The organism is Candidatus Neomarinimicrobiota bacterium, assembly GCA_021734025.1.
Classification (GTDB): Bacteria; Fidelibacterota; JAANXI01; order JAANXI01; family JAANXI01; genus JAANXI01.
The window spans coordinates 65,538-85,074 of the sequence record JAIPJS010000014.1; the positions used below are offsets into that span (position 1 = coordinate 65,538).

Genomic DNA, 19,537 nt, shown 5'->3' on the forward strand with positions numbered 1-19,537 from the left:
AATACAGTCCGCAATCTACAGAAGGGGGTGAAGTATGGCGCTACGTTCCGTAAATCCTGCGACCGAAAATATGATTAGCTCATATGATGAGCACTCAAATGCAGAGATCGAGACCACGCTGAAAAGTGCGACAAACGCGTTCGAACAGTGGCGGGAACTTTCGTTCCGGGGACGCGCCGAATTGATGGGCAGAGCAGCCGAAACTCTCCGCACCCGAAATGACGAATGGGCGCAACTAATGACCCAGGAGATGGGTAAGCCAATCACCGAAGCTCGCGCAGAGGTCGAAAAGTGCGCGTGGGTGTGCGACTATTACGCCGGGGAAGCGGAGAAATTCCTCCAAACAGAAACGGTGCAAACCGACGCAAAAAAGAGCATGGTTCGGTATGAGCCGCTGGGACCGGTGCTTGCGGTGATGCCGTGGAATTTCCCCTTTTGGCAGGTTTTCCGGTTTGCCGCCCCAGGACTGATGGCAGGAAACGTCGGGCTGTTGAAACACGCCTCTAATGTACCGGGCTGTGCCAATGCCATCGAAGAGATTTTCCGGGACGCCGGCTTTCCGGATGGCGTATTTCAGTCCCTGTTGATTGGCTCGGAAAAGGTCGGACAGATCATACGGGATGACAGGGTAATGGCCGTGACGCTCACCGGCAGCGGGATCGCCGGGAGAAATGTCGCTGAAATCGCTGGGAATTCCCTGAAGAAAACCGTACTCGAACTGGGGGGCAGCGATCCGTTTCTTGTCCTCGGTGATGCCGACATTGAAAAGGCTGTTCAGGTGGGAGTCAACGCTCGCTGCATTAATTCCGGGCAAAGTTGCATTGCAGCAAAGCGGTTTATCGTGGTCCAGGAACGCCTGGGCGAATTTATGCAAAGATATGTGGAGGAAATGCGTACGTTGAAAGTTGGGGATCCCATGAATGAAGAGACCCAGATCGGGCCGCTGGCCCGTGAGGATCTCCGGGCCGATCTGCATGACCAGGTTAAGCAGAGTATGCTTGACGGCGCTGATTTACTTTTGGGCGGTGATCCGGTTGATGGAAAAGGTTACTTTTACCAGCCGACCGTTTTGGCCAATGTGCAAAAGGGAATGGCTGTATATGAAGAGGAAACCTTCGGTCCGGTGGCTGCTATAATCCCCGCTGAAAGCGAACAGGATGCCATCGACATTGCCAACGATACCAAATACGGCCTCGGAGCCTCGCTCTGGACACAGGATCTGGACAAGGCGGAGGCGTTGAGCCGGGATATTGAAGCCGGATGCGTTTTTATCAATGAGATGGTAAAGTCCGATCCCCGCCTGCCGTTCGGCGGTATCAAAAAATCCGGCTATGGCAGAGAACTATCGTATCACGGTATCCGGGAGTTTGTGAATACGAAAACCATCTGGATTGGTGAGTAGCCGTACCTGCATATTTTGCATTGTAAGGGAGCTGACAGATTGTTCCCGCTGGTATGTTAGGTTAACATAATAATTGGTGAGTAATGATTAAAAGCAAACTGGAAGGTCAAAATGATAAAAAAAGTACTGTTTACCGGCTTCATTCTTATAACGGGGCTTATTGTCTCCTGCGATATGGGTACAGAGCCCGAAGATGAAAACGGAAATGGAAACGGGACAATTGAAAATGTTTCTTTTTCCGATGATGTCCAACCTATTTTCAATAACAATTGCACCGGCTGTCATCCGTCAAATGGTGGACTTTCCCTGGAAGCGTCGGAATCGTATGGCAATCTAGTCGGGGTAACGAGTCAGGGGTACGCTCCGCTCAAACGGGTGGTAGCGTCCAAACCCGACTCCAGCGTATTGTATCAAAAGTTGTTAGCCAATCCCGATTTGAATGTCGGGCAACGTATGCCGCAGGGTGGCTCCCTTTCTTCAGACCAGATTGAGACGATTCTCGTCTGGATCGCGGAAGGCGCGCAGGATAATTAAGACAGTGTTAAAGTATTCGAGTGTTTGAGTGTTCGGGTAACAGCTCAAAAGAAAAGTATATTGTGTACTGCGTATTGCGTATCCTTCAACTTCAGATCGATATTTATGTAATACGCAATACGTAATACGATATAATCTCCCGACAGAAACGGTGACCAATCCCATCCCGGCGGGAATTAGGTCACCAGTTTTTCCCTTATACCCCTATACCTTATACCTTTTTCCGTATACCCATCTTTATCGCAATTCATCCAACAGCGGCGAAATATCCCTGTCATAGATATCCATTTTCACCATCGAAGTCGATGCAAGCGCCGGGATCTTTTTGCTGAGATAATCCTCCAGGGTTGCGGTTCGGTGCTCATAAAAGACACCCACGGGAATCCGGCCGTTTTTCGACGCTAACGCCTTCTCGATGGCGGCGGCTTTCGTCTTCGAAACCGAGTCCGGATTTTCAGGCTCCGGGACTGTTCCGTCATAGCCTTCGTCTTCCAGTTTGTAGAGGCGTGGTTGCTTCTCCTCACGATCCAGGCCCTCGAACCAGGTCTTGGTATGGAGGTTGTTGAAGGCCGGGCAGGTCTGCAGGACATCCACTACAGCACTGCCGGGGTGCTGAATGGCTCTGGCGATGATGTCTGCCGTGTATTTTACATCCAGGGCGTACGATTGGGCAACGAAGGTGTACCCGGAAGAGATGGCCAGGGCCACCGGATTAATAGGATTATATATCGATTGCTCCGGCATGGTCTTGGTCTGCTCACCCTTGCCGATGGTGGGCGAAGCCTGTCCCTTGGTCAGCGCGTAGATGTTGTTGTTAAAGATGACGTAGGTGAAATCCAGGTTCCGGCGGCCGCCGGCGACAAAGTGTCCCGCACCGATGCCGTAGCCGTCACCATCGCCGCCAACGCCAAGTACTGTCAGGTCATGGTTTGCCAGTTTCATCCCCGTTGCGTTCGGTACGACGCGCCCGTGGAGCGTATGGAATCCGTAGGCGTTGATATAATGAGACGTCTTCCCGGAGCAACCGATGCCGCTGATCACCGCCACCTCGTGCGGCGGGAGCCCCAGATTCGCCAGCGCCATCTGGATTCCGCTCAGAATTCCGTAATCGCCGCATCCCGGGCACCAGTCGTTGTGAATGTTATCTGCCTTGTAATCAGGTATTTTATATTTCTTCTGTCCGTTGTTGGTTTTTGTCATATCTATATCCTTAAAAGTGTTATCGTGTTTATTATTGCCCTTATCCGCCTTGGAATGAGATTCCAAGGCTAACAATTATTCTAGCCTCGCAATCTCATTGCGAGGCTTTCCTAAGTATTTTATAATACCGATTTTCACCGGTTATAATTCGGCGGGAGCGGCACGCTCGGTGTTCGTTGCCGGGGACGACGTTCCCGTTCGTCGAGCAGATTTTGCACCTCCTCGTAGCCCCATGTTTCCTCATCCCGGATTGCCCCGCGCGTAAGCACGATCCTCTCTCTGGGATTCTCGATAGCGTCGGTGATACCGATAGAGGCTTCGTCGTAGGAGAAGGGACGGCCATCGAACTTCAAGATTCGAACGTCTACCGGTTTTGCCAGCTTCTCCTGCAGCAGACCGGCCAGGTGTGCACCCCAATTTTGCTCCAAAACGATGATGGTCTCCGCACCATCCAGCGCCTTTTGCAGTGCTTGCTCCGGAAACGGATTAATCAGGCGCAGATGGATAAACCGGAAATCCGGCTGGTTTTCCGAGGCGGGCGAACCAAGTAGGTCTTGCAGCACTCCTTTATTTGAGCCCCAGGAGATGACAGCGACATCGGAATCCCGATTACCAAAGACCTTGACCTGCGAATCTTCCGGATACTCTTCCAGCAGCAGTTTCAGCTTCGACATCCGCTTGTGCATCATACTCATCCGGTTCCCGATCCCCTCAGAGATGTGACCGTCCTGCTGATGTTCGTCCGAAGATGTCCAGAAGATGCCACCTTCTTCGCCAGGAATGGACCGGGGACTCACCGGGCTGCCATCGAACTGATATCGCTGGTATTCATGTTCGCCGGTATTGAATCGTGGACCCCTATCCACTTCCAGATCTGAGGTATCGAACGGCTGGATGCTGACCGAGGATCGACCGATGTGTTTATCCAGCAGCAGCACAGCAGGCACCTGATACCGGTCGCAGAGATTGAATATTTTGTGAGTATCGTAGAAATATTCCTCGGCGTCACCGGGGGCGAGCACAATTGCAGGATAGTCACCCTGTCCGGAATGCAGCGCCATCCGCAGGTCACCCTGTTCCTGTCGTGTGGGAATCCCGGTGCTGGGTCCGCCGCGCTGGTACAGGCAGACCACCGGTCCCGGCGCTTCTGTAATCGCAGAGAATCCCATTCCTTCCGCCATGAGTGCATATCCAGGGCCTGAGGTCGAGGTCGACGACCGCACGCCGCCGTGCGTTGCCGAAACCGCCATATTGATGGCGGAAACTTCATCCTCCGTCTGGATGATCTGCATCGGAAAATCCTGCTGATGCTGTTCCAGATAGACACTCTCATCAGTGGCAGGACTAATCGGGTAGTAGGACTGAAATCCGCACCCCGCCTTAAACTTAGCGATACCTACTGCCTGTGATCCCTTGATCAGGATCTGATTCTCCAGACCGGGGGACGGAAAATGCGGCTCTATCTTGTCCCCGAAATTGTCCTGAACATAGTTATATGTATATCTGGCGACGACTTCGTTCATCTCTGCCAGAGATTTCTTCCCGGCGAAGGCTTCCCGCACGGCGGTTTCCATCTGTTTTTCGGGTATATCAAGCAGTGCCATACTGGCGCCGAACGCCACTGTATTGCCCATGATGCTGTACTTTTTGCCTTCGCCGCCTTTGCCGACTTCCTCCAGGGACTCGTTGAGGATTTCGCGGAACGGGATTCCTAATAGTCTAATCTCTTGATCATCGATACGATCCTGAGCGTCCGGCACTTCATTGGAGTCGTAAATAATAGCGCCACCGGATTTTACTTTACCGGCGTGACCCCGGTGTGTGGGATACCGCTGGTAGAAATCCCCGAACAGGGATTCCTCGTCCAGGGCGACCAGCACGTCGACGTGCTCCCGATGGGAGCGAATCGGGTAGTTGGCTGTGCGCACCCGGAAGTTGCTGTGTTTCCCTTTGATGTTACTGTGATACTCTATATTACTGAAGACGTGGTAGCCCAGGCGGGTCATGAGTTTGGCGTAGAGTTGCGCCGTGGAATTTACACCGCTGCCCTGGGCGCCCCCGATCATCCAGTTGAGATCGAGTCGTTGTGTATTGGTCATAGTGATTTATCTCCTGAGATATCTTGCAAGGTTGGACTTTTATATAATTAATTAAATTATTTGAAATTATCTGCTAAAAAATTAACAAATGTACAATTACGACTAATTGTCGAGACTGATTTCGCCGGTTCCATCCGGATCCGGGTAAATTTCTTGCCCTGTCTCCCCGTCGATAATATGAATGACACCCAGCCCCTTTTTGGCGGGACATTGCCGGGCGGCCTCCATATTGGATTCCAACTCGTCTTCGTCGATATAGTATTTTCCCGGCTTCGCCAATCCCGTAGTCAAATCCATCGACCAATTCTCTGAGACTTCTGCGCACTTGCCCGTCCCGATGCATTTCTTCCCCTCAAAGATGATGCGGAATGGTTTATCCTGTGCGCCCTGTTTTTTCTTACTCTTACTCATACTCTTAATCGATGTTTAACTGGAATGTGTTAACGTGATCCTGTGTTCGGGTGTTCAAGTATTTAGGTAAAAAACGACATGTGTCGAGTGTCCTGAGTCATGTGTTCAAAATACAATGGTTGTTGGTAGTGCCCGCTTCAGCGGGGTTTTGTTTGTTCACTAACAGCACAACTCCATCCCTCGGACTTCTTTCCTCTTCCGAAGAGGAAGGGAGAACCAGGCATCAACAAAGATTGCGGAGTCGTCTCTCCCTCTCTTGCGAAGAGAGGGAGAACAAGAGGGTGAGTTGTGTCTGATGAGAACATTCTCTTTCTCCTTCTTATCCTAAGTCGCCCCACATCCCGTCTTGAATTCGTCAAGGCGAAAATTGCGTGCGAGGTTAATTCAAGCGTCCCTGATGGGTCTTTCGAATTTCTTCGGAATTGACCTTCTCCCGCCAATGAATTGGTGGGCTGGAAGCACATCGTCCCCCCGGGACTTTGACTCAGGGTTTCTTTGCCTTATTCAATCTTCATTATTCATTTTTCAATTTTTCTTCATTAAAACCGCTAAAGCGGTTACTACCAACCGGTTTCCCTTATCCTCTATCCTCAATACCTTTATACCTTATACCCAATCCCCGTATTCAAATTTCAAGTTTCAACTTCCTTCTCAGCAGGATAAAACGCTTTCAAATGTTCCAGTTTCTTCAGCGCTTTGCCAGACGAAATCACCTCACGGCCTACTTCCATACCGTCACGCAGATTTTCAACGGTTTCGTATGCATAGATTCGGAGGGCTGCATTCAGCAGCGCCGCTTCCCGAAAGTGATCGGTGCGTTCTCCGGAAAGGATTTCTTCGGTAATTCGTGCCGAATCAACGGGAAGATTCGGCATCTCGAAGGACTCGCGGCTTTCAGGAATTCCGTATTCCGCTGTGGCAATGTCGTAATCGGAAAGTTTTCCGTTAGACCATTCCACAACTTTGGTATATCCTGACCGGATATCGTCAGAGCCTTCCAGTCCCTGGAAAAGTACAATGCGTTCAAAGGATTGTGTTTCACTCCGAACAAGCGTATCTATGACCCGTTTCGCAAATTTCAGGTGATAGAAGCTCCCGATATGTATTGAGGCATTCGCCGGATTCGCCAGCGGTTCCAGCGTATTCAGAAAACTGCGCACGCCCAGTTGATTTCGATATTGCAGCAGTTCATGATATGCCGGATTAAATTCCGGTTGGTAAAAGTATCCAAAACCGGCCGACTCCAGCATCTGCTTGCTCGCAGCAGGGGAGAGGGCCGTCTCAATATTCAGAGCGCTCAATACATCTTTGTAGGTCGCGCCGAATTTTGTTGGAACTTTCTCCGAACTGTGCACTACGATCGGAACACCTGCGGCAGCGGCGATGAGCCCGGCGGCAACGCCAAGGAGGGCAGTCCGGCGTTTGCCGTCATACGCCGCTCCGCAGTCAACAGGTGAAATATGCGGTACCGTTACGTTTGTTGCATAGGATCGAGCCGTATCCAGGAAGCCGCTCAGTTCTTCAGCCGTATTGGCCTTCCACCGGTTGGCAACGAGAAAGGCGCCGATAGTGGTTGGATGGACTTCACCCTCCAATATCCCGGAGATGGTCGTCCCGGCTTGCTCCCGGGTCATATCTTGAGCGGATTTAGGGCCGGTGCCCATCTGGGCCATGAGATGTTTTACCGTAGATGTGTCTCCCCTTGTCATCCGACTTTAATAAGATCCTCCATCGTTTCGAATCCGAACTCGTATCCGTTGGTTACCGCTGTAACGCCTTGCCTAATTGGCTGAAGTTGGTCCTGGACATCGACGACGTCGCCAATAACGAAGATCGCCGGTGGCGAGATACCGGCTGCCCGGGTCTGGGCCGGAATTGATTCCAGGGTACCGCTCAGTGTAAATTCGTTTACGGTAGTGGCTTTCTCGATGACTGCTGCCGGAGTACCGCCGGAGAGACCGTTCGCCAGTAATTGCCGGACATTTTGTTCAAGACGCCGTACGCCCATAAGGATAACAAGAGTCCCGCCGGATTTTACATTTCCGGCGATAGCTGACCAATCCAGCGCGCTGCAATCCTTCGTCGGATCCTCATGTCCGGTAATAACCGTAAAGCTTGAAGCCACGTTCCGGTGAGTCAATGGAATCCCGGCAGCTGCCGGTGCGGCCAACACGCTGGAAATTCCCGGAATCACTTCAAACGGGATACCTTCAGCGGCAAGATATACCGCTTCCTCACCACCACGTCCGAATACAAACGGATCTCCACCTTTTAGGCGGACTATGTTTTTACCGTTACGGGCTTCCCTGACTAGCATTTCGTTTACAGTCTCTTGTGAGGTACGTTTGTCGGACCCATCCCCGGGACGTTTACCAACATTAATCACCCGAGCATACTTTCCGGCAAACTCTTGGAGATCTGTGGTTGTGAGCGTATCGTGCATTACAATATCCGCCGCTTTAATGCGCCGGTAGGCCTTCACCGTCAACAGTTCCGGGTCACCGGGACCGGCACCGATTAAACTGACTTTTCCTGTTTTCATTGGTTTCCCTTCAAATTGTGTCTTCGTTTGTATGTGAAAAATTGTGTCACATCGTCGTCGTTATTCAAATGGCAACTTTTCCGTATCGTGGAGTGAGAACCGCACTGATTCTTTCCAGAATGATATCCGTGATTATCTGAGCCGTACCCACCGGTCCGGAGATAAACAACGATGTCCCTCCGGGGAGCACGGCTTCTCCGTTATGGTCAGCTGGAATACCAAGCGCTTCAGGAATATCTTCGCTGAGATGGTCACCATTTGCCATGAACAGCGGGACAGCCGCGACCTGATCTATTTGGAAATGAGCTTCGATATCTTTGATATATGGCAGTTCATCCAGGAACAGCGCTTTCACCGCCCGGAATATTCCCAAATCTCGGAGACCCCTGGCGTGGGCTCTGACCGACGCTCCACTCACGGAATTTCTAGTTGTACCATGTCCCAGAAGTGCTAAGCCGGTTTGCTGCCAGAGACTCTTGTCCGGCAGGAGAGACTGCATACGTCGGAGTACGAGTTCCCTGATACCGGGATGGCTGCCTACCGGTTCGGTAATTTGCAAGGATTTGATTCGGTAGCCGGGATTGCCGCAGGCGGCCCTGAATTCCCTGGGAAGAACCTGATCCACGTAATAGCCGTGGCTCATAAATAATGGCACGACGATAAGTTCTGAACCCGGGAGGGAGGCCACAGCTTCACGGAATGTCGGAGTGCCGTCCCAAAACGCTCCCCGGACTTCACTGAATAAGCCTGTCTGCCGGATTGCGTCTGCGTGATAACGTACCGGCCGGTTTGCGGTGGGGTTATCCGGCGATCCGTGGCCGGCGATAACGATTGCTCTGTTTTCTGACACCATAAACTTCAATTTTCCATAGTGGTTATTTTCTGTTCAATTACTTGTAGTGGAGACCACATTCGGTCTTATCACTTCCACGCCAGCGTCCTGCTCGTTCATGTTCTTTGCCGTTGACTTTAGTCGTTAATGGCTTGTCACCAATGGACTTATAGCCCCGGTCGTAGAGCGGATTATACGGCACTCTGTTTTCTTTCAGGTAGCGGAATACCTGCTCATGCGACCATTCGGCAAGGGGATTTATCTTATACAGTTCGTGACTGCTATCCCACTCCAAAATCTGCGCACTTTTTCGTGTGTCCGCCTGCGCTCTCCGCAATCCGGTCATCCAGGCGTCACGGCCGTTAAGGGCCCGACGAATGGAGCGGAGTTTGGTGATTTCATGGAACTTATCGAGATCTCTCTCCCAGAGGTACTTGCCGTATTTTTGTTCGAATTCCTGCCGGGTACGTATCCCCGTTGGATAATATACCTCCAGATTCAACTCGTACTTCTGGCGAAACCTTCTGACCAACTCCAGCGTCTCTTCAAAGTGATACAATGTGTCCAGAAAAATCACCGGTGGGCGCGCACCCAGTTTATCATAGACCAAATCAATGAGCATACAGGTGTTGGCTCCAAAGGATGAGGCTATGACCAACTTGTCAAATTCTTCGATGGCCCAGGCGAGCCGATCTTTCACGGTTAACTGTTCCAACAGACTGTTCATCCCGCTCAAATTGATTGTAATCGATTGCATCGGATATTCTCCTTGTGTTCCGTCGTCCGAAATCACTGGTTTAGAATGTCCAGGTCCGGCACGGCGTTCTCCGGATTCACGCGCCAGACATATTCCCTGAAGGATTCGCCGTTCTGTTTCCGGTCCTCATATTGTTCCACTATGGCAGAGACTACGTCGAATGCATCCTCACACGGCACACGCTTCAGTACCCATTCGGCGAATCCCGGATTGTCCCCAAGGCCGCCGCCAAGCCCAATATCTACAGCCTCCACGGTGTCACCATCTTTTCGGGCTTTCATACCCTGAAAGGCGATATCCGCGATCTGTGGTTGGGCACAGGAGGCGTTACATCCGGAGAGATGCAGCCGTATCGGGGATTCCGTATCCAGTCGTTGTTCCAATTCCTCAATCCATTTGACCATCCGGTTCTTGGTCTCAATAAGCGCCAGACTGCAGAATTCAGTCCCGGTGCAGGTAATGGAGCCGCGCCGGAGCGGGGAAGGAGCAAGCTGCAGGCGCTCCAGCAGCGACTCCGTTTGAAATGTGTCGAGCCGCTCTTCCGGGATATCCGGAATTATAATATTTTGTCGCTGGGTGAGCCGAATTTCGCCGTTGCCATATTCGTCAGAGAGATTCGCCGCCTCAATAAACCAGTCCCCCTTGAATCGACCGGTGGGGACATGGAGGCCGGCGTAGTAGTTTCCATTCTTCTGCTCGTGCAATCCGATATGATCCCGGTAATAGCGACCGTCATTGTACTGGGAAGAGGCTTCCAGCGACTCGCCGGATTCCTGAAGTGTAAAGTTTGCCTCGTTCTGGATTTCTTCACGAAACCAGTCGGCGCCTTTCTCGTCCAGGAGATAGCGGAGCCGGGCCCGCCCACGCCGCTTCCGGTTGCCCTGATCCCGAAAGACCGTAGCCGCCGCCCGGTTGAACTCGACGACCTGATCTCTAGTCAGGAAGACGTTGAGGCCTTTGGCCAGGATCTCTTTCCGGCCAAGCCCGCCACCGGCAATGACGTTGAAACCGTATTCCTCTTTTCCGTTCATCGATTTCTGCGCGGGATACAGACCGATATCGTTGATTTCGCCCTGTCCACAGCGCTCCCGACATCCGGAAATCGCGATCTTGTATTTCCTTGGCAGGTTGGAGAATTCTTCGTTTCCAAGGAAGAAATCGGTCACCTCTTCAACCAAATCTTGACCGTTGATTATCTCGTGCTTATCCAGGCCGGCCACAGGGCAGCCGACCACGTTCCGGGGCACGTCACCACAGGCGCCGGTTACGCCGGTCGGGATATCGACTTCACCGAGGAGTTCCCAGATTTCCGGCACGTCCCGGATGTCGATCCAGTGCATCTGGATATCCTGTCGGGTGGTCACATCGCCAAAGGCATCTCCGAAGTGCGGATTGGCGAATTCGCCGACGGCATACGCGTTGATAACCTCTCCGATGCGTCGTGCCTGTCCCGGTTTCAGGACACCACCCGGCACCTTGATCCGCATCATAAAGTAGCCCTCGGTTTTGTCGTTATGCGTATAGAGGCCATACCATTTGAGCCGCTCGGGTTCGTCCGGATCAGTGATGGCGTCGTAGCCTTCTTTGGCATAGACTTCTTTAATAGTGTCAGCAATTTCCAATGGATTTTTTTTCTGTTTCAGTTCTTCGACTTTGTTGCCCATGTCCAGCTCCTGCTGCATTTGATGAAAATGAAACCACAATTAACCGGGCGGAAATACAGTCCAATACTTTTCGCGGAACCGTATAGGTATCCGGTGAAGGACTACCGCTCCCGCAATACATTTACCGGGATGGAATGAAAGCTTCGGTTATAAACGAAGATTCCCGGTTGAACCGGTCAATCAGCTAAATTGTCTAAAAGGGATTGGTATATGTTATTTGGAACAACACATACAAGGCATGAAACAAAAACAAGAAAGAGAGGAAAGGGTAGGAAGGATGGATGTTGTAACGTTAAGAACTTGGGTTCGCTTTGTGTTAATCATTGTGTGTAAACCTTATTGATTCGTCTATCATGTGTTGATTATCTCAACAATCGCAAAAAGTATACGCATCCGTATTGAACCTGTCAAGGGGAAAGTGTTGAATTATTCAACGGGAGGCAGGTGCAAGAAAGTGTTCACCACGTCGGATGGCCTGGAATTACAGGCCGGAGATGGTTAATACCCAGGCCGGAATTCCATTTCCCGCCTCGCAATGTGATTGCGAGGCTATGTTAAATTTTTTAAAGTACATGAAACTATTAACCCGGTGCTCTGAACAATGCCATTTGGATTTGATTTGGTTCCCCATCCACTTCGGATATTATAGTATGCTATAAACATTGATATGGCCTGAATTTCTTCTAAATTACTTGTCTATGGAAAATCAACTGTCACACATACGGAATTTCAGCATAATTGCTCATATAGATCACGGGAAGTCCACCCTCGCTGACCGGTTATTGGAACATACGCACACCCTGGCGGCCAAAGAGATGAAGGCCCAGGTGCTGGACAGTATGGATCTGGAACGGGAGCGGGGAATCACTATCAAAAGCCATCCCATCCGGATGGTGTATAAACCGGATGATAATCAGGAATACATCTTTAACCTGATTGACACGCCGGGACACGTGGACTTTTCCTACGAGGTTTCCCGAAGTCTCGCGGCGTGTGAAGGCGCACTGGTACTGGTCGACGCAGCCCAGGGGGTGGAGGCCCAGACGGTTTCCAACGTCTACATGGCGCTGGAGAATGATCTGACCATCATCCCGGTGATCAACAAGATCGATTTGCCGAGCGCGAGGACCGAGGTGGTTACTAAGCAGATTGTCAAACTCATTGGCTGTGATCCGGATGAAATCATCAAAGTCTCGGCGAAAACCGGCGAAGGGGTTACGGATTTGCTCAATGTGGTCGTAGACCGGGTGCCACCGCCTGATCCGCCCAAAGATGACACCTTGAAGGCGTTGATCTTTGACAGTATGTACGATTCCTACCGGGGAGCCGTCCCGTATATGCGGGTGATGCAGGGCGAAATCGAGCCGGGCATGAAGATTCGGTTTATGTCGAATAACCGGACTCACGAGGTAACCGAAGTAGGCGTTTTTCGCCTGGAGCGAATTAAAAAGGAAAAGCTCGGTCCCGGCGAAGTGGGCTATCTGGTGGCCAGCATCAAGGAGGTGGATGACGTCCGGGTCGGCGACACGATTACTGACGATAAACGCCCGGCTGAACAGCAACTTCCGGGATACAAGGCGATTAAGCCGATGGTCTTCTCCGGCCTCTATCCGGTGGATACGGACGATTACGAGGACCTCAGATCATCTCTGGAAAGATTGCAGCTAAATGACGCCAGCCTCCAGTATGAGCCGGAAACCTCCTCCGCATTGGGTTTCGGATTCCGCTGTGGATTTCTTGGCATGTTGCATATGGAGATTATCCAGGAGCGACTGGACCGGGAATTCGATTTGGACCTGATTACCACCGTGCCCAACGTGCGATACCGAATTACTACCGAGGAGGGCGAGACCGAGGAGCTACAGAATCCTTCATTGATGCCTGATCAGGGAGACATCGAGAAGATCGAGGAACCGTATGTTTACGCCGAAATCATTGTGACAGATGACTATATCGGTAACATTATGCAGCTCTGCCAGGACAAGCGGGGCGTGTATAAAACCACGAAGTATTTGGACGAGAACACCGTTGAGTTGAATTACGAATTACCGCTGTCGGAAATTGTGTTCGACTTCTACGACAGCCTCAAATCTGTTTCCCGTGGATATGCATCATTTGATTACGAATTTATCGGCTACCAGGAATCGGACCTGGTGAAGCTGGATATTCTCATCGATGGCGATCCGGTGGATGCGCTCTCCACGGTGATTCACCGGGACAAAGCGTATCGGCGTGGACGCAGTCTTTGCAGGAAACTCCGGGAATTGATTCCACGCCAGATGATCGAGGTTCCGATCCAGGCCGCCATCGGGAGCAATGTAATCGCCAGAGAAACGGTTCGAGCTCTCCGTAAGAATGTGACGGCCAAGTGTTACGGTGGAGACGTGACCCGGAAACGGAAACTGTTGGAAAAGCAGAAAGAGGGGAAAAAGCGAATGAAAAATGTCGGCAAAGTCACCGTGCCCCAGGAAGCCTTCCTGGCCATTCTGCAGATAGACGACTAATAAAAGAGGTTACCATGTTAGAGATAAATGAACTGAAATCTGTCCCGCTATTTGTCAACCTGTCCACAGATGAAATACAGTCCATCGTGAACGAAGGAGAGTACCTGGAACTCAAGAGTGATGACCTGCTGTTTGAGGAGGATAGCGCGGGACGGGATCTCTATATCCTGATTGCGGGAAAAATTGCCATCGAATCGTTGGTACCCGGTTCCGGGGAGAAAAAAACCAAAGAATTTTACTCGATGAACCCGAACGAGGTTATCGGCGAATTTTCCTACGTGGATCAGGCTCCCCGATCCGCGACAGCGCGGGCCCGGCGAGAGTCGAAGGTGCTCCGCATCCCGGCAGAAAACCTCGACCGATTATTGGATGAAAATCCCAAACTCGGGTATAGGTTAATGACCAATATCTCCAAGATTCTCTGTGACCGCATCCGGAACGCCAACCTGGCGTTGCGGAATTCCATGGTCTGGATTTAGGCCCAAATTCCCTTGCCGGGAGTTTTCACATAGACAAACTTTCGCGATAAGAAACTGCCTGGGGCAACTCTTCTTTCGGGGGATTTATTAATATACAGCATTCCACAATTGGAAATTTATTCAATCCACTCTCCGTAAGGTAAAAGTTTCCTTGCGCATTCTGGTTTAACCCTGTAATCTAAAAGCAGTCCTTACTTCTTCAGGAATGTAAAATTTGATGTGTTCATAGTACAATCAGCCGTTCTTCCTGAGTAGTAAGTTGGGCTGGCTCAATTTGTTTGGAGTGTGTATCAGTTACCGGGCCACCAGGATTAATAAAAGCGTCCGTATTGGGCTGTCTGAACCTTTTACGCAAGAAACAGGAGTGGGTTATGAGACACTTTCTTCTCGGGATCTGTCTAATTATGAGTACGTCCGCAGTATTTCCGCAAACCTCCGTTAGTTTTGAGAACCCGGAAAACCTGGAGCCGTTAATACAGTATCGACTGCCGGAGTGGGGATACGATAATTTATGGGTGGATTTCTATCTGAATAGCCACGGTGAGAAAAACCCGAACGGGACTACGGTGAATTCCAGACTTCAGCCTCGGTACATCCGGTATTGGGAAAGCGAGGAGAAAATTGCGGAGCTGGATATAATGCTGGGTTTAGAATCAGGATATGTCAATCAGGCTGACGGTCCCTCAGGGCCCGATGCACGCCCATTCAGAGGAGAATATGATTTCTCCGGCTACGTGTATGAGTATTTTTCCGGAGATTATTTTGCCCTGCTTGAAGGTGATTTTTGGGGCAGTTCGTTCAAGGACTTTGAGAGGGAACAGGAACGGGATTGGGTGGTCCATTCGAAACCGGTGATTGGCATCGGATGGGGGCGGATACGAAATGTGACCCCGCTGCTGCGCGCCCTTCGGTTCGAAGAGCGATACCGAAGCCTCGGGCGTGAAGGGGCCTTCTCAATGGATACCCGGCATACAATGGCACAATTGATGGCACAGGAACGCGGATTTAATGTAGTGCATGATCGGCATCATAAATATTTTTGGGATGCGTTCCATGGCCAGCTGCCGGACTTGCAATCCGGTCTTGGACCATTTGATTATTTCTATCTGGATGATGTTCTCAGGGAGAATCTCGGAAATCGGTATGAGGGATGCGATGTTATGCTCACGCTCGACTATCTCGTCCACAATACAGAGGATGACAACTGGGACCCCACCGGCGGTGTGTCGCTCAGGGGACGGTTGTTTAAGAATCTTACCCTCGAACATCAGCTTGGAATCAGGGGACGATTGCACTCCAGTTTTGCCTTAGTTGATGATGATCGGGATGTGAGCACACATAACATGAAATTAAATATGGTATTACAGCACCTCTGGGTGCTGAGCGACCGGTTGAATTTGGCTAACACTATGTCAGGCGGGGTGCCTCTGGTGGAAGGGGATGTTTCCTATCAATACTCCGAACCGTATATACACCTGGGGCCATCTGACAGTTGGGTACCCACAGAGGGATACATAATTGAATCGAGTTTGTCCTATTACGTCGAAGATCAGGTTATGATTAGTGCGCGGGCAAATTTAAGATCCGAGGTTGTAGCCTCAAGCCGAAAAACGAGCTGGGGATTTAATATTACCGGCTCCTATTCCTTTCTCAGTACGGTATATTGAGCCTTTTATAAATTGTGAATCACAGAACTCCCCGAGGTCTTCCTCGGGGGCGCCACCAGGTTCGGTCGGGACGCGGTTGACCGTGTTCAGGCGTTGTGTTTCAGTCCGGACAGTAATTAGCGTCCTTGCCGGCAGAGCTTCTGGGATGTTCCCCTCTTGCTGCCCGGCTATAGTCCGACCTTGCATCCAGGTCGGAAATTGGAAATTGGTGTAACACCTGAGTTGTCCGAGATTAATTCAGGATATTAACAATTTCCGTTATCTCTCCATTTCTTTATTTTCCTGCAATTCAAAGATGGCAATCATCCCATATCCCGAACAGGATGAGCGAAATGCAAAACAAGAATCCGGGGAATCTCCTCTTAACTAACGGCCGTATTTTTACCGGGCCGCCCTGGAAAATCCCTGTCGATGCGCTGGCAGTTCAAAATGGGAAGGTCGTTGCGTTCGGAGATGAGGCCCGCGGTTTACGGAACGAATTCGGCGCTGACGAAATTATCAACTGCAAAGGTGCGATGGTGTTGCCCGGTTTTATCGACAGTCATCTCCATCTGGCAAATCTTGGCGAGAGCCTGTCGCAGTTGTCATTTCCCGAAAAGAGCACTGCTGAAGAAATCCGGCAAGCAGTTGCCAGGGAAGTCAATCGCCGGGAGACGGGTGAATGGATCGTCGGCGGCAAGTGGAACCGGCAACATCTGGGTGGATTTCCCGACAGATCATTACTGGATCCGGTGTCGCCGGAGAATCCCGTTGCGCTCCGCAGCAGGGATATGCACTCACTCCTGCTGAATTCCCGGGCCATCGAGTCTCTGGACATCGCCGGAAAGCTCAATTCATCCCTGGGGAAATATATTTCCAGAGATGGCAATGGCGCTCCAACCGGTATATTGCAGGAGGACACCATCCGGATATTTGAAGAGGAACGGCCACAGCCAACGCCGGAGGAGCTCCGGAGGTTTTACCAGCAGGCTGGTGATCACTGCCTGCAACACGGGATCACATCTGTCCACAGTATCGAGCGGATTCCCGGATGGCGGACTCTCAGGAATATGCACAGTACGAATAAAATCCCCATACGAACGGGTGTATTGCTTCCCATAGATGCGTTGGATGCGGTCATCGAAGCCGGAGAGTATTCCGGACACGGCGATAACTGGCTCTGGACTATCGGGATGAAAATTTTTACTGATGGGGCACTTGGTTCGCAGTCCGCATGGATGAAAGAGCCGTATGAACAATCCGATGACTATGGAATGGCGCTTACTGATCCGGAGACCTTCCGGGAGCAAATTATACGGGCCCATGAGAACAGATTGAGCCTGGGGATACACGCAATTGGCGATGCGGCGGTGAAGATGACGCTTCAGGCGTTAAATTCAGCGCAGCAGAAGAAAGACCTATTGGACAGGATTGAACACCTTCAGGTATTTGATCCGGCTGATTTGGATATCCTGCCGACGAATCTGACGGCATCCGTCCAGCCGATCCACCTGTTCGGCGATCGGGAGCCGGCGGATCGAGTTTGGGGTGAGAGGGCACGGTACGCTTACGCATTTCGCGCACTGCTGGATGCCGGTATCCGGCTGGCCTTCGGTTCCGATGCGCCGGTGGAAGCCGTGAATCCCTGGAGCGGCATCCTGGCGGCCGTGGAGCGGCGAAAGTCTGCCAGCGAACCCTCCTGGTATCCGGAGGAGCAGCTATCTCTGGAGGAATCTTTGACAGCCTACACTGCGAACGGGGCGACAAGTGCATATCGCAAGGGGCGACTCGGTTCATTGGATATCGGCGCCTACGGAGACATAGTTATTTTAAACTGCGATCCCTGGGATATTCCGGCAACTGAGTACGAGACGGTCAAGCCAGTAATGACAATCCTGAACGGCAACGTGGTGTATTCGAATGGCACGATCGGGTAAATTCCAATTTTTAGACGGCCTGAAGCAGTATTGGGATTACACCCGTTCGCCGTATCAGAGCATTATTCTGATCCTGCCGATTATCGTTGCCTACGAATTCGGACTGTTTCTCTTTAACAAGTCCGACGTGACCGGTATCCGAAACGGCGCAGATGTGTTACTGCGTTACTTTTACTCGCTGTTCGGATTATACGGATTCTATGCCTTTGCACTGAGTCTCTTCATTATTATCCTGTTTGCGCTCTGGTTGGAACATCAACGGGGCGGGGATTTCCAGATCCGGCCGAAGTATTTTCTCGGCATGCTGGGAGAAAGCCTCCTGTTCGGAGCAATTCTGTTTGTTCTGCTCAGTAAAATCGCTGCCGTAGACATCCAGGCTGGGACACCGGGCAACATCAGCACAGTACAGGAGATTGTGCTGGCGCTGGGCGCCGGCGTCTACGAGGAATTCGTCTTCCGGGTATTAGTGGTCTCGGGCGTCGCATGGATTTTGACATCTCTGGTGAAATGGAACAACATAAGCGCCAATCTGGTGGCAGTGCTCCTTTCAGCTATAGTCTTCGCCGGATTTCACTATGTTGGGCTGTACGGAGATGCCTTCCAGAACCGAACCTTTTTGTTGCGTGTGTTTGCCGGAGTGTTACTCTCGGGATTGTATGTTTTACGGGGATTCGGAATCACCGCGTATTCTCACATCTTCTATGATTTGATTATTATTCTATTTGTTTAACGAAACAGGGAGTGCTTGATGGACTACACTTTCGAGACTGACATCCGCGTTACGTACCGGGATGTGGATATGCAGCGAGTAGTGCACAACAGTCACTATTTGCAATTCGCCGAGATTGGACGCATCGAATATCTTCGGGAAAAAGGAATGCCGTACCAGGAGGTGACGGAGAAATTCAATCTAGAAATGGTGTTGGTGGAATCGCACTGCGTCTACAAGAAGCCCGCCAGGTTTGACGACCTGCTGACGGTACGGGTGCGCATCGGCGATATCGGTCGGTCCTCTTTTAAGGTATTCTACGAAATTACCCGTAATTCCACCGATGATGTGATTGCGGAGATCCGGACGCACCATGTCTGCGTGGACCGGGACTCGTTCAAGCCGGTATCGATTCCGGAGGCGGTGCGTTCGCTTTTCACCTGAACACCCTAAAAAAACTCACCGCAGAGACGCAGAGACCGCAAAGAAAAGCAAAAATATAAAATGCTGAAAAACACCAATTCCACTGAAGGCAACAAGTAAAAGAGTAAAGGAGCCGCGAAGATACACGAAGAAAAACGCGAATTATAAACAACCAACTACAAAGAAATCCCGCCGAGCGTGAACTACCAACAGGGTACTCACTGTTGATATTAGCACAGGACTGAAAACTTAAGGCTCACGACTTATTTTAACTAGAACACTCTAACACGTTAGCACAGTAACACATTTTCTCACTCGAACACTTAAACACCCGAACACACCGAAAAATCCGACTCCAATGATTGACAACAAACATCTCACCACGAATTTACGCAAAT

16 protein-coding genes are annotated in these 19,537 nt (G+C 50.9%); 8 read left to right on the forward strand and 8 right to left on the reverse strand.

Translation table 11 applies throughout. The annotated features are described in order from the left end of the window. Nucleotides 1–34 precede the first annotated feature (34 nt). Nucleotides 35–1,402 carry an NAD-dependent succinate-semialdehyde dehydrogenase gene (locus tag K9N57_13625; GenBank protein MCF7805221.1) on the forward strand — a complete coding sequence of 456 codons (1,368 nt, stop codon included), beginning with the start codon at nucleotides 35–37 and terminating at the stop codon, nucleotides 1,400–1,402. 111 nt (nucleotides 1,403–1,513) lie between these two features. Beyond that, nucleotides 1,514–1,936 (forward strand): cytochrome c, encoded by a 423-nt coding sequence (locus tag K9N57_13630; GenBank protein MCF7805222.1) that lies wholly within the window; start codon nucleotides 1,514–1,516, stop codon nucleotides 1,934–1,936. A 237-nt stretch (nucleotides 1,937–2,173) separates the two neighbouring features. Here K9N57_13630 and K9N57_13635 read toward each other — a convergent pair whose 3' ends face one another. From K9N57_13635 to K9N57_13670, 8 genes are all read right to left on the reverse strand, one after another. Then, nucleotides 2,174–3,136 carry a 2-oxoacid:ferredoxin oxidoreductase subunit beta gene (locus K9N57_13635; GenBank protein ID MCF7805223.1) on the reverse strand — a complete coding sequence of 321 codons (963 nt, stop codon included), beginning with the start codon at nucleotides 3,134–3,136 and terminating at the stop codon, nucleotides 2,174–2,176. A 134-nt stretch (nucleotides 3,137–3,270) separates the two neighbouring features. Further along, on the reverse strand, nucleotides 3,271–5,235 hold the full coding sequence (locus K9N57_13640; GenBank protein ID MCF7805224.1) for a 2-oxoacid:acceptor oxidoreductase subunit alpha: 1,965 nt from the start codon (nucleotides 5,233–5,235) through the stop codon (nucleotides 3,271–3,273). A gap of 102 nt (nucleotides 5,236–5,337) precedes the next feature. Continuing rightward, a complete protein-coding gene (locus K9N57_13645) occupies nucleotides 5,338–5,646 on the reverse strand; it encodes a ferredoxin (GenBank protein MCF7805225.1) in 309 nt (102 codons plus the stop codon). Between the two features lie 632 nt (nucleotides 5,647–6,278). Continuing rightward, nucleotides 6,279–7,355, reverse strand: a complete 1,077-nt coding sequence (locus K9N57_13650) for an anthranilate phosphoribosyltransferase (protein ID MCF7805226.1) — start codon at nucleotides 7,353–7,355, stop codon at nucleotides 6,279–6,281. Next, the gene (gene cobA / locus K9N57_13655; protein ID MCF7805227.1) at nucleotides 7,352–8,188 is read right to left on the reverse strand and encodes a uroporphyrinogen-III C-methyltransferase; all 837 of its coding nucleotides are present in this window, start codon (nucleotides 8,186–8,188) and stop codon (nucleotides 7,352–7,354) included. Before cobA ends, K9N57_13650 begins: the two co-directional genes overlap by 4 nt. A 64-nt stretch (nucleotides 8,189–8,252) precedes the next feature. Continuing rightward, the gene (locus tag K9N57_13660; GenBank protein MCF7805228.1) at nucleotides 8,253–9,041 is read right to left on the reverse strand and encodes a hypothetical protein; all 789 of its coding nucleotides are present in this window, start codon (nucleotides 9,039–9,041) and stop codon (nucleotides 8,253–8,255) included. Nucleotides 9,042–9,078: 37 nt separating this feature from the next. Next, on the reverse strand, nucleotides 9,079–9,777 hold the full coding sequence (locus K9N57_13665; GenBank protein ID MCF7805229.1) for a phosphoadenylyl-sulfate reductase: 699 nt from the start codon (nucleotides 9,775–9,777) through the stop codon (nucleotides 9,079–9,081). Nucleotides 9,778–9,809: 32 nt separating this feature from the next. Further along, entirely contained in the window at nucleotides 9,810–11,441 is a 1,632-nt protein-coding gene (locus tag K9N57_13670) for a ferredoxin--nitrite reductase (GenBank protein ID MCF7805230.1), read from the reverse strand. A gap of 698 nt (nucleotides 11,442–12,139) precedes the next feature. Between K9N57_13670 and lepA the strand changes: the two genes are divergently transcribed. The 6 genes from lepA to K9N57_13700 all read left to right on the forward strand — a co-directional run bounded on the left by lepA (nucleotide 12,140) and on the right by K9N57_13700 (nucleotide 19,160). After that, nucleotides 12,140–13,945: a translation elongation factor 4 gene (gene lepA / locus K9N57_13675; GenBank protein ID MCF7805231.1), complete on the forward strand. Its 1,806-nt coding sequence runs from the start codon at nucleotides 12,140–12,142 to the stop codon at nucleotides 13,943–13,945. A 14-nt stretch (nucleotides 13,946–13,959) separates the two neighbouring features. Then, nucleotides 13,960–14,424 (forward strand): cyclic nucleotide-binding domain-containing protein, encoded by a 465-nt coding sequence (locus K9N57_13680; protein ID MCF7805232.1) that lies wholly within the window; start codon nucleotides 13,960–13,962, stop codon nucleotides 14,422–14,424. Between the two features lie 371 nt (nucleotides 14,425–14,795). Continuing rightward, nucleotides 14,796–16,091 carry a hypothetical protein gene (locus tag K9N57_13685; protein MCF7805233.1) on the forward strand — a complete coding sequence of 432 codons (1,296 nt, stop codon included), beginning with the start codon at nucleotides 14,796–14,798 and terminating at the stop codon, nucleotides 16,089–16,091. Between the two features lie 332 nt (nucleotides 16,092–16,423). Then, on the forward strand, nucleotides 16,424–18,007 hold the full coding sequence (locus K9N57_13690; GenBank protein ID MCF7805234.1) for an amidohydrolase: 1,584 nt from the start codon (nucleotides 16,424–16,426) through the stop codon (nucleotides 18,005–18,007). Continuing rightward, nucleotides 17,991–18,737 (forward strand): CPBP family intramembrane metalloprotease, encoded by a 747-nt coding sequence (locus tag K9N57_13695; GenBank protein ID MCF7805235.1) that lies wholly within the window; start codon nucleotides 17,991–17,993, stop codon nucleotides 18,735–18,737. The genes K9N57_13690 and K9N57_13695 overlap by 17 nt, the downstream gene beginning before the upstream one ends. An 18-nt stretch (nucleotides 18,738–18,755) precedes the next feature. Continuing rightward, entirely contained in the window at nucleotides 18,756–19,160 is a 405-nt protein-coding gene (locus K9N57_13700) for an acyl-CoA thioesterase (GenBank protein MCF7805236.1), read from the forward strand. The last annotated feature ends 377 nt before the right edge of the window (nucleotides 19,161–19,537 follow it).

Excerpts from the sequence above, each read along its gene's own strand:
- K9N57_13625 (MCF7805221.1), top strand. The coding sequence starts at position 35 with ATGGCGCTACGTTCCGTAAATCCTGCGACCGAAAATATGATTAGCTCA.
- K9N57_13630 (MCF7805222.1), top strand. The coding sequence starts at position 1,514 with ATGATAAAAAAAGTACTGTTTACCGGCTTCATTCTTATAACGGGGCTT.
- K9N57_13635 (MCF7805223.1), bottom strand. The coding sequence starts at position 3,136 with ATGACAAAAACCAACAACGGACAGAAGAAATATAAAATACCTGATTAC.
- K9N57_13640 (MCF7805224.1), bottom strand. The coding sequence starts at position 5,235 with ATGACCAATACACAACGACTCGATCTCAACTGGATGATCGGGGGCGCC.
- K9N57_13645 (MCF7805225.1), bottom strand. The coding sequence starts at position 5,646 with ATGAGTAAGAGTAAGAAAAAACAGGGCGCACAGGATAAACCATTCCGC.
- K9N57_13650 (MCF7805226.1), bottom strand. The coding sequence starts at position 7,355 with ATGACAAGGGGAGACACATCTACGGTAAAACATCTCATGGCCCAGATG.
- cobA (MCF7805227.1), bottom strand. The coding sequence starts at position 8,188 with ATGAAAACAGGAAAAGTCAGTTTAATCGGTGCCGGTCCCGGTGACCCG.
- K9N57_13660 (MCF7805228.1), bottom strand. The coding sequence starts at position 9,041 with ATGGTGTCAGAAAACAGAGCAATCGTTATCGCCGGCCACGGATCGCCG.
- K9N57_13665 (MCF7805229.1), bottom strand. The coding sequence starts at position 9,777 with ATGCAATCGATTACAATCAATTTGAGCGGGATGAACAGTCTGTTGGAA.
- K9N57_13670 (MCF7805230.1), bottom strand. The coding sequence starts at position 11,441 with ATGGGCAACAAAGTCGAAGAACTGAAACAGAAAAAAAATCCATTGGAA.
- lepA (MCF7805231.1), top strand. The coding sequence starts at position 12,140 with ATGGAAAATCAACTGTCACACATACGGAATTTCAGCATAATTGCTCAT.
- K9N57_13680 (MCF7805232.1), top strand. The coding sequence starts at position 13,960 with ATGTTAGAGATAAATGAACTGAAATCTGTCCCGCTATTTGTCAACCTG.
- K9N57_13685 (MCF7805233.1), top strand. The coding sequence starts at position 14,796 with ATGAGACACTTTCTTCTCGGGATCTGTCTAATTATGAGTACGTCCGCA.
- K9N57_13690 (MCF7805234.1), top strand. The coding sequence starts at position 16,424 with ATGCAAAACAAGAATCCGGGGAATCTCCTCTTAACTAACGGCCGTATT.
- K9N57_13695 (MCF7805235.1), top strand. The coding sequence starts at position 17,991 with ATGGCACGATCGGGTAAATTCCAATTTTTAGACGGCCTGAAGCAGTAT.
- K9N57_13700 (MCF7805236.1), top strand. The coding sequence starts at position 18,756 with ATGGACTACACTTTCGAGACTGACATCCGCGTTACGTACCGGGATGTG.